Genomic DNA, 13,427 nt, shown 5'->3' on the forward strand with positions numbered 1-13,427 from the left:
GCCCCGAGCGCCCCGAGCGCCCCGTTCATCGGAGGTTGGGGCATGCGCACGGCAGCCCGCAGGTTCCCCCTCACCGACTGGACCGTCCTGGTCCCGCTCCTCTCGCTCCTCGCGCTGGTGTTCAGCTGGGGACGGGAGCTGCCGGGATTCGCGGTGGCCGTCGTCGCGCTGTGCCTGGCGGGCGCGGTGCTCGCGGCGGTCCACCATGCGGAGGTGGTCGCCCACCGCGTGGGCGAGCCGTTCGGCTCGCTCGTCCTGGCCGTCGCCGTCACCGTCATCGAAGTGGCCCTCATCGTCACCCTGATGGCCGACGGGGGCGACAAGACCGCCTCCCTCGCCCGGGACACCGTCTTCGCCGCGGTCATGATCACGTGCAACGGCATCGTCGGGCTGTCCCTGCTGGTGGGCGCTCTGCGCCACCGGGTCGCCGTCTTCAACGCCGAAGGCTCCGGCGCCGCGCTCGCCACGGTCGCGACCCTGGCCACGCTCAGCCTGGTCCTGCCGACGTTCACCACCAGCAAGCCCGGCCCCGAATTCTCCGCGCCCCAGCTCACCTTCGCCGCCGTCGCCTCGCTCGCCCTGTACGGGCTGTTCGTCGCCGTCCAGACGGTCCGCCACCGGGACTACTTCCTCCCCGTGGCCACCGCGCCGGCCGGTGACGGGGCGCCCGGTGCCGGCCGTGGTGCCGGCCCCGGCGGTGCTTCCGGCGACGGGGAGCACGCCGTTCCGCCCACCGCCCGGGCCGCCCTGGTCAGCCTCGGCCTGCTGCTCGTCGCGCTCGTCGCCGTCGTCGGCAACGCCAAGGCCGTCTCGCCCGCCATCGAGTCGGGCGTGGCGGAGGCCGGCCTGCCCCAGGCCGTGGTCGGCGTCGTCATCGCGCTGCTCGTGCTGCTGCCCGAGACGCTCGCGGCCGTCCGCGCCGCCCGCCGCGACCGGGTCCAGACCAGCCTGAACCTGGCCTACGGCTCCTCCCTCGCGAGCATCGGCCTGACCATCCCGGTCATCGCGCTGGCCTCCGTATGGCTCGCGGGACCGCTGCTGCTCGGGCTCGGCCCGGTCCACACGGTGCTGCTCGCCCTGACCGTCGTGGTCGGCGCCCTGACCGTCGTCCCGGGCCGGGCCACCCTGCTCCAGGGCGGCGTGCACCTCGTGCTGCTGGCCGCGTACCTCTTCCTCGCGGTGAGCCCGTGAGCCGGTCCCCGGTTGTTGACCTCCGGTGCGCGGGGGCCGAGGATCGCGCCATGACACGAGGGCGTACGGCGGTACGGCGGAACACGGTCGACGGTCTGGTGCGCGACAGCGCGCTGCGCCACCCGGACCGGCCGGCCGTCCGCTACCGCGAGCGGACCTGGAGCTACGCCGCCCTCGACGAGGCGGTCTCCACCGGGGCCGCCGTCCTGCGGGAGCGCTACGGGCTGTCCGCCGGCGACCGGGTCGCGGCGTTCGCCCACAACTCCGACGCCTACCTGCTCGCCTTCCTCGCCTGCGCCCGGGCCGGCCTCACGCACGTCCCGGTCAACCAGAACCTCACCGGCGAGGACCTCGCGTACATCCTGGACGACTGCGCGGGCTCGCTGGTCCTGGCCGACCCGGACCTCGCGGGCCGGATCCCGGCCGGGTACCCCGTCCGGCCGCTGCGCGACGCGCGGGGCTCCTTCCTCGGCGAGCTCGCCGCACCGCTGCCCTTCGAGCCGGGCCGCCCGGACCCGGGGGCCGTCGTGCAGCTCCTGTACACCTCCGGCACCACCGCCCTGCCGAAGGGCGCGATGATGACGCACGCGGCGCTGGTCCACGCGTACGAGAGCGCGATCGAGGCCCTCGACCTGGACGGAGCGGACCTTCCGGTGCACGCGCTGCCGCTGTACCACTCGGCGCAGATGCACGTGTTCCTTCTGCCCTACCTGGCGGTGGGCGCGCAGAACACGGTCCTCGACGCGCCGGTCGCCGAGGAGCTGTTCGCGCTGGTGGAGGCGGGGCGGGCCGACAGCTTCTTCGCCCCGCCGACGGTGTGGATCGCCATCGCCAACCATCCGGACTTCGGCCGGCGCGACCTCGGCGCGCTGCGCAAGGCGTACTACGGGGCCTCCGTCATGCCGGTACCGGTCCTGCAGCGGCTGCAGGAGCGGCTGCCCGGGCTGGGGTTCTACAACTGCTTCGGCCAGTCGGAGATCGGGCCGCTGGCCACCGTGCTGGGGCCGGCGGAGCACGAGGGGCGGATGGAGTCGTGCGGGCGGACCGTCCGGCACGTGCAGGCGCGGGTCGTGGACGAGGAGGGCGCGGAGGTGCCCGACGGGACGGCGGGCGAGGTGGTGTACCGCTCGCCGCAGCTGTGCCTGGGGTACTGGAACGATCCGGAGGCCACGCGCAAGGCCTTCCGGGACGGCTGGTTCCGCTCGGGGGACCTCGTGGTGCGCGATGCGCAGGGCTACTTCACGGTCGTGGACCGGGTGAAGGACGTCATCAACTCCGGCGGGGTGCTGGTCGCCTCCCGGCAGGTCGAGGACGTGCTGTACACCCATCCGGGGGTGTCCGAGGCGGCGGTGGTGGGGCTGCCCGACGCGCGCTGGATCGAGGCCGTGACGGCGGTGGTGGTGCCGCGCGGGGAGGTGGGCGAGGCGGAGCTCCTGGCGTACGCGCGGGAGAGGCTCGCGCACTTCAAGGCCCCGAAGCGGGTGCTGTTCGTGGAGGCCCTGCCGCGCAACGCCAGCGGCAAGATCCTCAAGCGTGAACTGCGCGACCGCTTCGGCGGGGCGAACGGCTGACGCGGCCACGCGCTGACCCGGCTCAGGTGGCTGCCGTGGCTGCCGCGGCTGCCGTGAGCGCGCCGGAGGGGGCCTTCAGCGCTCGAAGTGGCCGGAGTGGCGCAGGCGGCGCAGCGTCAGGTGCTCGTGGACCAGGCGGCCGACGAGGGCCCCGCCGTAGACGACGAAGCCGACGCCGACCAGCCAGGACTGGACGACGAGGAGGGTGCCGAAGGGGCCGTACGTGACGGCGTTCGACGCGATCAGCGGCGAGAACACCAGCTGCGAGAAGACCCGCAGGCCGACCAGGCCCAGGCTGGTGGCCGCCGCGCCGGGCAGCAGGGCCCGCCAGCGGACCCGGCCGCCGAGCAGCAGGCGCTGCGAGCCCCAGAAGAACAGGCAGGTGCCGACGACGTCCCCGGTGGCGCCCAGCACCGCGCCGACCGCGTCGTCGGAGGGGGCGCGGATCCCGACCAGCAGCGCGAGGTAGCAGACGAGCAGGGCGAGCCAGACGACGTGCCGCCACATGGTGTGCCAGCGCGCGGTCGGCAGGTCCCACACCTTCTCGTACCCGGTCTGCACGGCCGCGCCGAAGGTCAGCCCGAAGACGGCCAGGGCCGCGAGGCCGAAGGCGGTGGTCCGCTCCAGCGCCAGATCGGCCGCCCCGAACAGCATCTCGACGCGGGCCCGGGAGGCGGCCGTGACCCCGAGTGCCTGCCCGAGCCACCGGCCGAAGCCCGAGCCGCTGCCCGGCGCGGCCGCCGCCACCACGACCAGCAGCGGCACCAGCGTCAGGAAGCCGAGCGCGGCGAAGCCCATGGCCCGGTGCATCAGCTCCATCTCGCGCCCCCGGCTCCAGGTGAGTCCGACCGGAGAGGCCAGAAGCCGGGCATGGAGCTGACGGAGCTTCGAGGTCACGCCCCATGGACTACCCGGACGGGCCCCGGGGGTCTCGGAGGCGGTGCCGGAATCAGCCCGAACGGGTGGTTCCTCCTGCCCGTACGCGTGTCTGCACCGCGCCGGCGGTCACCGGGCGCCGCGCAGGTCGACCAGGCGTTTGATCTTGCCCACGGAGCGCTCCAGTGTCTCCGGTTCGACCACCTCCACCGCGACGGAGACCCCGACGCCTTCCTTCACCGCCCGGACCACGGCGCCGGCCGCCGCCTCGCGCTGCTCGGCCGTGGCCTCGCGCCGGGCCTCCACCCGGACGGTCAGGGCATCCAGGCGGCCCTCGCGGGTCAGGCGCAGCTGGAAGTGGGGGGCCAGGCCGGGCGTGCGCAGCAGGACCTCCTCGATCTGGGTCGGGTACAGGTTCACCCCGCGCAGGATGATCATGTCGTCGCTGCGGCCGGTCACCTTCTCCATGCGCCGGAAGGCCGGCCGGGCGGTCCCGGGCAGCAGGCGCGTCAGGTCCCGGGTGCGGTAGCGGATGACGGGCATCGCCTCCTTGGTGAGCGAGGTGAACACCAGCTCCCCGGGCTCGCCGTCCGGCAGCACCTCACCGGTCAGCGGATCGACCACCTCCGGGTAGAAGTGGTCCTCCCAGATGTGCAGCCCGTCCTTCGTGGCGGCGAACTCCTGTGCGACGCCCGGTCCCATCACCTCGGACAGGCCGTAGATGTCGACCGCGTCGATGCCCAGGCGGTCCTCGATCTCCCGGCGCATCTCCTCGGTCCAGGGCTCCGCACCGAATATCCCGGTCCGCAGGGAGGTGCGGCGGGGGTCGATGCCCTGGCGCTCCATCTCGTCGATCAGCGTCAGCATGTACGAGGGGGTCACCATGATGACCTCGGGGCGGAAGTCCTGGATCAGCCGGACCTGGCGGTCCGTCATCCCGCCGGACGCGGGTACGACCGTGCAGCCGAGCCGCTCCGCGCCGTAGTGCGCGCCGAGGCCGCCGGTGAACAGGCCGTACCCGTACGCGATGTGCACGATCTGGCCCGGGCGGCCGCCCGCGGCGCGGATCGACCGCGCGACCACGTCCGCCCAGAGCGACAGGTCCCCGTCGGTGTAGCCCACCACGGTGGGGCGGCCGGTGGTGCCGCTCGAGGCGTGGATGCGGCGGACCTCCGGGCGGGGGACGGCGAACATCCCGAAGGGGTACTGGTCGCGCAGGTCTGCCTTGGTGGTGAAGGGGAACCGGGCGAGATCGGCGAGGGAGCGGCAGTCGTCGGGATGCACCCCCGCCTTGTCGAAGGCCTGCCGGTGGAACGGCACGCGCTCGTACACCCGGCGCAGCGTGGCCTGCAGCCGGGCCAGCTGGAGCGCGGCCAGCTCGTCCGGGCCCAGCCGCTCGCCCTCGTCCTGCACCTCTGCGTACGCCGCCATCGCCGCCACCTCGCCGTGAGAGAACCGCCAACCGACCGATCATTCGGTAGATTGCCGGACCCGGGCGGCCAAATCAATGACTCGAACGAGTGATCGCATCATGGGATGCCCGCCGAGCAGGCTCCGGCCGCCGAGGGGCCGCGCCCGTCCGGATGCGTCCGGAGCCGTCCGGGCGGACCCTAGGCGCATGGACCGCGCCCGCATCACCGTGCACCCCGTGGCCCGGACCGGCGGCCGGCGGGTGGCCGCTCACGTCCACGGGGAGGACACGATCCTGGGCACCGCCTACGGGCTGCCCGACCTCGCTGCGTTCCTCCGGCGGATCGGCGTGGAGGATCCGGACCGCCTGCTCAGCTCCGGAGACCCCTTGGTCGAGTGGCGGGGCGGCGGGCGGGACGTGTGGGGGGCGGACTGAGCCGGTCCTGCGCGGCGATCCGCCGGGCGTGGCGCCCGGCGGAGCCCGCCACCAGCCGCCCTCGGTCCCGCCGGGCCGTGGGGGGGAGGTTTCAGTTCGGGTCGGCGGTGGCGCAGGGGTCGGCGGCGGTGGCCACCGACTTGGCCCAGCGGTAGTCCGCCTTGCCGCTCGGAGAGCGCTGGATGGCGGGGGCGATGACCAGCTGGCGCGGGATCTTGTAGCCTGCCAGCCGGGTGCGGCAGTGGGTCTGGATCTCCTCCAGCGTCGGCTCCGGCGCGCCCGCCCGGACCTGCACCACCGCCGCCACGTGGTTGCCCCACGTCGCGTCCGGCACGCCCGCCACCAGGGCGTCGTACACGTCCGGATGGGACTTCAGGGCCTGCTCGACCTCCTCCGGGTACACCTTCTCCCCGCCCGTGTTGATGCACTGCGAGCCGCGCCCCAGCACGGTGACGATGCCCTCGGCGTCCACCGTGGCCATGTCCCCGAGCAGCACCCACCGCTCCCCGCCCTTGCGGAAGAAGGTCTCCGCGGTCTTCACCGGGTCGTTGTAGTAGCCCAGCGGTACGTGCCCCCGCTGCGCCAGCCGCCCCGGCACCCCGACCGGGACCGGCTCGTGCGTCACCGGGTCCACCACCTGCGTACGGTCGTTGACGACGAGCCGGAAGCCCTTCTCCGGGCCGGCGTCGTCGGCCGCCCGGCCGTTGGACCCGGACTCCGAGGACCCGAAGTTGTTCAGCAGCAGCACGTTCGGCGCGAGTTGGCGGAACTCGTCCTTCACCGAATCCGACATGATCGCCCCGGAGGAGGAGACGCTGAAGAGGGAGGACAGGTCCGTGCCCGCCAGGGGGCCCTTCAGGGCGTCGATGAGCGGCCGCAGCATCGCGTCGCCCACCAGGGACACGCTCGACACCTTCTCCTTCTCGATCGTCCGCAGCACCTCCTCCGGCACGTACTTGCGGTGGATGACCACCCGCTGCCCGTAGTTGAAGGCGATGAACGAGGTCAGCGTCGACGTGCCGTGCATGAGCGGCGGCGCGGGGAAGAAGGTGAGTCCGGCGCCGCGCGCCGCCACCCGCTCGGCCAGCTCCTCGGGCCGCTTGACCGGCTCGCCCGAGGGCTCGCCGCCGAAGAGCCCCGCGAAGAACAGGTCCTCGGCCCGCCACATGACGCCCTTGGGCATGCCGGTGGTGCCGCCGGTGTAGATGATGAACAGGTCGTCGGGGGAGCGGGGCGCGAAGCCCCGCGCGGGCGAGCCGGCCGCCTCGGCGTCCGCGTACGCCACCGGCGCGACCGCCGGCTCCGGCGCGCCCTCGGGGGCCGCTCCCACCCGTACGAGGTGGCGCAGCCCCGGCGTCTGCGGCAGGGCGGCTGCCACCCGCGCGGTGAACTCGCCCTCGAAGACCAGGGCGGCGAGGTCGGCGTCGTTGTAGAGGTAGACCAGCTCCTCCTCCACGTACCGGTAGTTGACGTTCACCGGCACCATGCGGGCCTTGAGGCAGGCCAGCACGGTCTGGAGGTACTCGACCCCGTTGTAGAGGTGCAGGCCCACGTGCTCGCCGGCCTTCAGCCCGCTGCCCAGCAGGTGGTGGGCGATGCGGTTGGCCGCCGCGTCCAGCTGCGCGTAGGTCAGGCGGCGCTCGGCGCCGGTCCCGGGGTGGTCCACGTACACCAGGGCCTCGCGGTCCGGGACCACGTCCACGACCGACTCGAACAGGTCGGCAAGGTTGTACTCCACCGTTCCTCCTCACCCCCGAAAGCTCCCGTGGCGGGCGGCCCGCCGGGCCGTCCGGCGGCCCATTAGAGCGCCGCCCACCCACGCTGGGAAGGGACCCGACGAAGAAATCTGACTGGGCGTCAGAAAACTCTTGTCCTGCACCCCACCCTCCTGCAACCTGTTCTAGGTCTCGACACGGGAGGACGGCAATGGGCGGTACGGAACACCTGACCGTGGAGCGCCACGGGGCCACGATGGTGCTCACCATGAACAGGCCCGAGGCGAAGAACGCGCTCTCGCTGCCGCTGCTGGTGGGCCTGTACGACGGCTGGATGGAGGCCGACGCCGACGACACCGTCCGCTCGGTGGTCCTCACCGGCGCCGGCGGGGACTTCTGCGCCGGCATGGACCTCAAGGCCCTGGCCGGCAAGGGGATCGCGGGGGAGTCCTACCGGGACCGCCTCAAGGCCGACCCCGACCTGCACTGGAAGGCGATGCTGCGCCACCACCGCCCGCGCAAGCCCGTCATCGCGGCCGTCGAGGGGTACTGCGTGGCCGGCGGCACCGAGATCCTCCAGGGCACCGACATCCGCGTCGCCGCCGAGGGCGCCACCTTCGGGCTGTTCGAGGTCCGGCGGGGCCTGTTCCCGATCGGCGGCTCGACGGTGCGGCTGCCGCGGCAGATCCCGCGCACGCACGCCCTGGAGATGCTGCTGACCGGCAGGCCGTACTCCGCCGAGGAGGCCGCCCGCATCGGACTCGTCGGCCACGTGGTCCCCGCCGGAACCGCCCTGGCGAAGGCCCTGGAGATCGCCGAGCAGGTCAACGCCTGCGGCCCGCTCGCCGTCGAGGCCGTCAAGGCCTCCGTCTACGACACCGCCGAGATGACCGAGCGGGAGGGGCTCGCCGCCGAACTGGTGCGGGGCTGGCCCGTCTTCGACACGGCGGACGCGAAGGAGGGCGCGCGCGCCTTCGCCGAGAAGCGGCCCCCGCTGTACCGGCGGGAGTAGCCGCCGCCCGCCCCTCGGGCCCGCCCCGCCCCTCGGCCCTGCCCGCCCCCGGTCCGGCCCCGGCCACGCTCCCCCCACCCGACCCGAGCTTCGGAGAGTCGACCATGACAGCAGCCGCGTCCCCGCCCGAGGTGCTGCGCGCGCCCCTCGTCGTCGAGTTCCCCTTCACCCGGTCCCTCGGACCGGTCCAGAGCGCCTTCCTCACCGGGCTCCGCGAACGCGTGGTCCTGGGCGTGAAGGCCTCCGACGGCCGGGTGATGGTTCCGCCCGTCGAGTACGACCCCGTCACCGCCGCGGAGATCCGCGACCTCGTCGAGGTCGCCGCCACCGGAACCGTGACCACCTGGGCCTGGAACGACCGCCCGCGCCCCCGCCAGCCCCTGGCCACCCCCTTCGCCTGGGTCCTGGTACGCCTCGACGGCGCCGACACCGCGATCCTGCACGCCCTCGACGCCCCCGGCCCAGACGCCGTCCGCACCGGCATGCGCGTACGGATCCGCTGGGCCGGGCAGCGCACCGGCGCGATCACCGACATCGCCTGCTTCGAACCCCACGACGGCGAGGACGCCCCGGCCGACGGCGCCGCACCCGCCCCGCACGACGGCGCCTTCGCCGACCGCGTCACCGGCATCGTCGCCGAGGCCCGCCTGGACTACACCTACAGCCCCGGCCGCGCCCAGACCGCGTACATCAACGCCCTCGCCGAACACCGCACCGTCGGCGAACGCTGCCCCTCCTGCCGCAAGGTGTACGTGCCGCCGCGCGGCGCCTGCCCCACCTGCGGGGTCGCCACCACCGACCGGGTGGAGGTCGGGCCCGCCGGCACGGTCACCACCTTCTGCATCGTGAACATCAAGGCCAAGACCCTGGACATCGAAGTGCCCTACGTCTACGCCCACATCGCCCTCGACGGCGCCGACCTCGCCCTGCACGGCCGGATCGCCGGCATCCCCTACGACCAGGTCCGCATGGGCCTGCGCGTCGAACCGGTGTGGACCGAGGGAAGCCGCCACCCCGACCACTACCGCCCCACCGGCGAGCCGGACGCGGACTACGACGCGTACAAGGAGCTCATCTGATGACCCCGCACGCACCGCGCTCCCGGTACGCCCGCGACGTCGCCGTCGTCGCCTTCGCCCAGAGCGACCACCTGCGCCGCACCGACGAGCTCAGCGAGGTCGAGATGCTGATGCCGGTGCTGCACGAGGTGCTGGACCGCACCGGGCTGAAGGCCGGCGAGATCGGCTTCACCTGCTCCGGCTCCAGCGACTACCTCGCCGGCCGGCCCTTCTCCTTCACCATGACCCTCGACGGGGTCGGCGCCTGGCCGCCGATCTCCGAATCACACGTCGAGATGGACGGCGCCTGGGCCCTTCACGAGGCCTGGGTCAAGATCCAGACCGGGGAGGCCGACACCGCCCTCGTCTACGCGTACGGCAAGTCCTCGCCCGGCTCCGTACGCGACGTGCTGACCCGGCAGCTCGACCCGTACTACACGGCACCGCTGTGGCCCGACTCCGTCGCCCTGGCCGCCCTCCAGGCCCAGGCCCTCATCGACGCGGGCCGGGCCGACGAGCCCGCCCTCGCCGCCGTCGGCGCCCGCAGCCGCGCCGCAGCCGAGACCAACCCCCACGCCCAGCTCCGCGGCGCCGTCCCGCAGGGCGACTACCAGGTCAGGCCGCTGCGCACCGGCGACTGCCCGCCCATCGGCGACGGCGCCGCCGCCGTGGTCCTCGCCGCGGACGACACCGCCCGGCGGCTCTGCGCCCGCCCGGCCTGGATCACCGGCATCGACCACCGGATCGAGGCGCACGGCCTGGGACTGCGCGACCTCACCGACTCCCCGTCCACCCGGCTCGCGGCCCAGCACGCGGGGCTCTTCGACGGCGCACCGGTCGACACCGCCGAGCTCCACGCGCCGTTCTCCTCCCAGGAGATCGTCCTGCGCAGGGCCCTGCGGCTCGGCGACGGCGTGGCCGTCAACCCCTCGGGCGGGGCCCTGGCCGCCAACCCGATGATGGCCGCCGGCCTGATCCGGATCGGCGAGGCCGCCGCCCGGATCCACCGCGGCGGGTCCGACCGGGCCCTCGCCCACGCCACCTCCGGCCCCTGCCTCCAGCAGAACCTGGTCGCCGTCCTGGAAGGGGACCGCACATGAGCCGCATGGGCAAGGAGCCCGTGGCCGTCGTCGGGATCGGCCAGACCAAGCACGTCGCCGCCCGCCACGACGTCTCCCTCGCCGGACTCGTCCGCGAGGCGGCCTCCCGCGCCCTCGCCGACGCCGAGTTGGACTGGGCGGACGTCGACGCCGTCGTGATCGGCAAGGCCCCCGACTTCTTCGAGGGCGTGATGATGCCGGAGCTGTACCTGGCCGACGCCCTCGGAGCGAACGGCAAGCCGATGCTGCGCGTGCACACCGCGGGCTCGGTCGGCGGATCCACGGCGCTGGTCGCCGCCAACCTGGTCGCCGCCCGGATCCACCGGACCGTGCTGACGCTGGCCTTCGAGAAGCAGTCGGAGTCCAACGCCATGTGGGGGCTGTCGCTGCCCGTCCCCTTCCAGCAGCCGCTGCTGGCGGGAGCCGGGGGGTTCTTCGCCCCGCACGTGCGCGCCTACATCCGGCGCACCGGCGCCCCCGACACGGTCGGCTCGCTCGTCGCCTACAAGGACCGCCGCAACGCGCTGAAGAACCCCTACGCCCACCTGCACGAGCACGGCATCACCCTGGAGGGGGTCCAGGCCTCGCCGATGCTGTGGGACCCGATCCGGTACTCCGAGACCTGCCCGTCCTCGGACGGGGCCTGCGCGATGGTCCTCACCGACCGGGCGGGCGCGGCGCGGGCGCCGAAGCCGGCGGCGTGGGTGCACGGCGGTGCGATGCGCAGTGAGCCGACGCTCTTCGCGGGCAAGGACTTCGTCTCGCCGCAGGCGGGCAAGGACTGCGCGGCCGACGTCTACCGGCAGGCCGGGATCACCGACCCGCGGCGCGAGATCGACGCCGTGGAGATGTACGTGCCGTTCTCCTGGTACGAGCCGATGTGGCTGGAGAACCTCGGCTTCGCGCAGGAGGGGGAGGGCTGGAAGCTCACCGAGGCGGGCGCGACCGAACTCGACGGGGACCTGCCCGTGAACCCCTCCGGCGGGGTGCTGTCCACCAACCCGATCGGTGCGTCCGGCATGATCCGGTTCGCGGAGGCGGCCCTCCAGGTGCGCGGCGGGGCCGGGGAGCACCAGGTCCCCGGGGCGCGGCGGGCGCTCGGGCACGCGTACGGGGGCGGGGCGCAGTTCTTCGCGATGTGGCTGGTGGGGGCCGCCATGCCGAACTCCTGACGGGGACCGGGGGTTGGGGGCGGTTGCCCCGGTCGGGCGGATCGGTCCGGGGGCTCGGCCGGTGGCTCGGCCGGGCGGTCGTCGCGGACCGGTGGCCCCGGCGGCGTGGGTGACTCACCGTGGCCTGTGCGACACGCGCCGCGATGGTTACCCTGGCCCCCGGACGACGTACCGGGAGGAGCACGCACGTGGCCGAGAGCATGACTTCGCAGCCGCCGACCGGCTGGGGCAAGCCGGACCTGGATCTCAGCCAGGCCGACTGGCAGTCGAGCAGCCGGGGGGCCGGCGACGTCCAGATCGCCTTCGTCGAGGGGTTCATCGCGATGCGGAACAGTGAGCGGCCCGAGAGTCCGTCGCTGATCTTCGCGCCCGACGAGTGGCGCAAGTTCGTCCTGAGTGCGCAGGGGGGCGAGTTCGACCTCACGTGAGTCCCGGCTCCGCCGACCACCGGGCCCCGCCCGGCCCCGCGCCTCAATCGCCGGCGGGGCTGGAAAGGGTGCGGGGCTCCCGTCCAGAGCGGCGGCGGGGTGGAGTTGCCGCTCTCGGCTCGGGCTCGGCAGGCTGATTTGCCGGGATCATGCGGTGGGTTGCCCGGGGGCTTGGTCAGGGGGCGGTGGGGGTCGGTTTGGCCGGGGTTTGGGGTGGGCGGGTCAGGAGAAGGGGCCAGCGGGCCGTGAGGACGAGGGTCCACACCAGTTCCACCGGGCCCCAGCCGGCGCCCGCCAGGCCCAAGGCCAGGGCACCCGCCACCCCCGGCGCGGCGACCAGCAGCGCCCGCCACGGGCCGTGCCCCGAGGCGGCCACCGCCACGCCCGCGAGCAGCAGGTACACCGCCATGGCCCCGCACATCAGCAGCCGCACCGGATCCGGGACCTCGCCGTCCGTGTACGCCACCGCACCGCCCAGCGCGGCCGCCAGTGCCGCGATGGAGCCGGCCGTGAAGCAGTGCAGCGGCAGCACCAGCCGCACCGGCAGTGCGCCCGGCTCCAGCAGCGGCACCCCGCCCGACCCGTGCCGCAGCGACAGCGACCACATCTGCAGCAGCAGCGTGAACGCGCCGATGCCCACCCCGTACAGCGCCCAGTCCCACACGGCGACCGAGGCCGCGGTCACCACCTGGGCCACCGCCTCGCCCAGCACGATCAGCACGAACAGGCCCAGCCGCTCCCGGAGATGCGGCGCGTCCGTCAGCGCCGGCCGCGGCTTCGGCTCCAGGTGCCGCCCGCTCCGCGCGGCCCGCTCGTAGCGCCGGTCCAGCCGCGCCGCCCACGCGGGGCCCGAGACGGCCGCCATCACGCCGAGGTCGACGGCCAGGCCGACCGCCCACCACACGTACCGGGCCGTCCCCTCGGCCCACATCGACACGACCCACGGCGTCAGCCCCAGCCCGACCTGCGTGACCGGCAGGTCCGCCGCGTACTCCCCCTGCCGCCCCCAGGCCTTCCCCGCGAGCGACCGCACCAGGATGTAGGCCAGGGCGAACGCCCACGCGGTGTCCTCGCGCACGCCGTGCACCGCGGCCGCCATCACGGCCATCCCGAACATCCCCGCCAGCACCGTGTTCGTCCGGGCCGCCTCGCCGGTGACGTTCGCGTACACCGTCAGCAGCATCCAGCCCGTCCAGAAGGCCAGGAACATCACCGCGTACAGGGCGAGCGCGCCGGCCCCCGGCTCCCCGTGCAGCAGGTGCGCCAGCTGGGCCACGCCCGCGACGGCCGTCAGGTCGAAGAACAGTTCCAGCCACGTGGCGTGCCGCTCGCCCGGCTCCCCGCCCGCCGAACCCGAAGAAACGGTCATGACGGGATGATAGGGGTGGAGGGAGTGGAAGGGGTGGTACGGGGCGTAGCGGTGATCGGGAGGGCGGTGGTGCGGTCGGGGCAGGCGAC

The 13,427-nt window shown here is 74.0% G+C and carries 12 protein-coding genes; 8 read left to right on the forward strand and 4 right to left on the reverse strand.

Annotated features, from left to right (window positions below; all coding sequences use genetic code 11):
• Positions 1-42: 42 nt before the first annotated feature.
• The gene (locus tag AB0953_RS17005) at positions 43-1,191 is read left to right on the forward strand and encodes an ionic transporter y4hA (RefSeq protein ID WP_366860258.1); all 1,149 of its coding nucleotides are present in this window, start codon (positions 43-45) and stop codon (positions 1,189-1,191) included.
• A gap of 50 nt (positions 1,192-1,241) precedes the next feature.
• Positions 1,242-2,762: an AMP-binding protein gene (locus AB0953_RS17010; protein WP_366860259.1), complete on the forward strand. Its 1,521-nt coding sequence runs from the start codon at positions 1,242-1,244 to the stop codon at positions 2,760-2,762.
• A 75-nt stretch (positions 2,763-2,837) separates the two neighbouring features.
• Here AB0953_RS17010 and AB0953_RS17015 read toward each other — a convergent pair whose 3' ends face one another.
• Together AB0953_RS17015 and paaK are read right to left on the reverse strand one after the other, a co-directional pair.
• Positions 2,838-3,659 carry a YhjD/YihY/BrkB family envelope integrity protein gene (locus tag AB0953_RS17015; protein WP_366860260.1) on the reverse strand — a complete coding sequence of 274 codons (822 nt, stop codon included), beginning with the start codon at positions 3,657-3,659 and terminating at the stop codon, positions 2,838-2,840.
• A gap of 108 nt (positions 3,660-3,767) precedes the next feature.
• A complete protein-coding gene (gene paaK, locus AB0953_RS17020) occupies positions 3,768-5,069 on the reverse strand; it encodes a phenylacetate--CoA ligase PaaK (protein WP_366860261.1) in 1,302 nt (433 codons plus the stop codon).
• A 187-nt stretch (positions 5,070-5,256) separates the two neighbouring features.
• Here paaK and AB0953_RS17025 point away from each other — a divergent pair, with 187 nt between their 5' ends.
• Positions 5,257-5,484 (forward strand): hypothetical protein, encoded by a 228-nt coding sequence (locus tag AB0953_RS17025; RefSeq protein WP_366860262.1) that lies wholly within the window; start codon positions 5,257-5,259, stop codon positions 5,482-5,484.
• Positions 5,485-5,575: 91 nt separating this feature from the next.
• Here AB0953_RS17025 and AB0953_RS17030 read toward each other — a convergent pair whose 3' ends face one another.
• Positions 5,576-7,222 carry an acyl-CoA synthetase gene (locus AB0953_RS17030; protein ID WP_366860263.1) on the reverse strand — a complete coding sequence of 549 codons (1,647 nt, stop codon included), beginning with the start codon at positions 7,220-7,222 and terminating at the stop codon, positions 5,576-5,578.
• 188 nt (positions 7,223-7,410) lie between these two features.
• On the opposite strand from AB0953_RS17030, the gene AB0953_RS17035 reads away from it, so the two are divergent.
• The 5 genes from AB0953_RS17035 to AB0953_RS17055 all read left to right on the forward strand — a co-directional run bounded on the left by AB0953_RS17035 (position 7,411) and on the right by AB0953_RS17055 (position 11,969).
• Positions 7,411-8,211: a crotonase/enoyl-CoA hydratase family protein gene (locus tag AB0953_RS17035; protein ID WP_366860264.1), complete on the forward strand. Its 801-nt coding sequence runs from the start codon at positions 7,411-7,413 to the stop codon at positions 8,209-8,211.
• A 104-nt stretch (positions 8,212-8,315) separates the two neighbouring features.
• Positions 8,316-9,290, forward strand: a complete 975-nt coding sequence (locus AB0953_RS17040) for an OB-fold domain-containing protein (protein ID WP_366860265.1) — start codon at positions 8,316-8,318, stop codon at positions 9,288-9,290.
• Entirely contained in the window at positions 9,290-10,369 is a 1,080-nt protein-coding gene (locus AB0953_RS17045; RefSeq protein WP_366860266.1) for a thiolase domain-containing protein, read from the forward strand. Before AB0953_RS17040 ends, AB0953_RS17045 begins: the two co-directional genes overlap by 1 nt.
• A gap of 5 nt (positions 10,370-10,374) precedes the next feature.
• Positions 10,375-11,541 (forward strand): thiolase domain-containing protein, encoded by a 1,167-nt coding sequence (locus tag AB0953_RS17050; protein ID WP_366860435.1) that lies wholly within the window; start codon positions 10,375-10,377, stop codon positions 11,539-11,541.
• 188 nt (positions 11,542-11,729) lie between these two features.
• Positions 11,730-11,969, forward strand: a complete 240-nt coding sequence (locus AB0953_RS17055) for a DUF397 domain-containing protein (RefSeq protein WP_366860267.1) — start codon at positions 11,730-11,732, stop codon at positions 11,967-11,969.
• 175 nt (positions 11,970-12,144) lie between these two features.
• Here AB0953_RS17055 and AB0953_RS17060 read toward each other — a convergent pair whose 3' ends face one another.
• A complete protein-coding gene (locus AB0953_RS17060; RefSeq protein ID WP_366860268.1) occupies positions 12,145-13,338 on the reverse strand; it encodes a low temperature requirement protein A in 1,194 nt (397 codons plus the stop codon).
• Positions 13,339-13,427 lie beyond the last annotated feature (89 nt).

It is taken from the genome of Streptomyces sp. NPDC046866 (assembly GCF_040704625.1).
Taxonomy (GTDB): domain Bacteria; phylum Actinomycetota; class Actinomycetes; order Streptomycetales; family Streptomycetaceae; genus Streptomyces.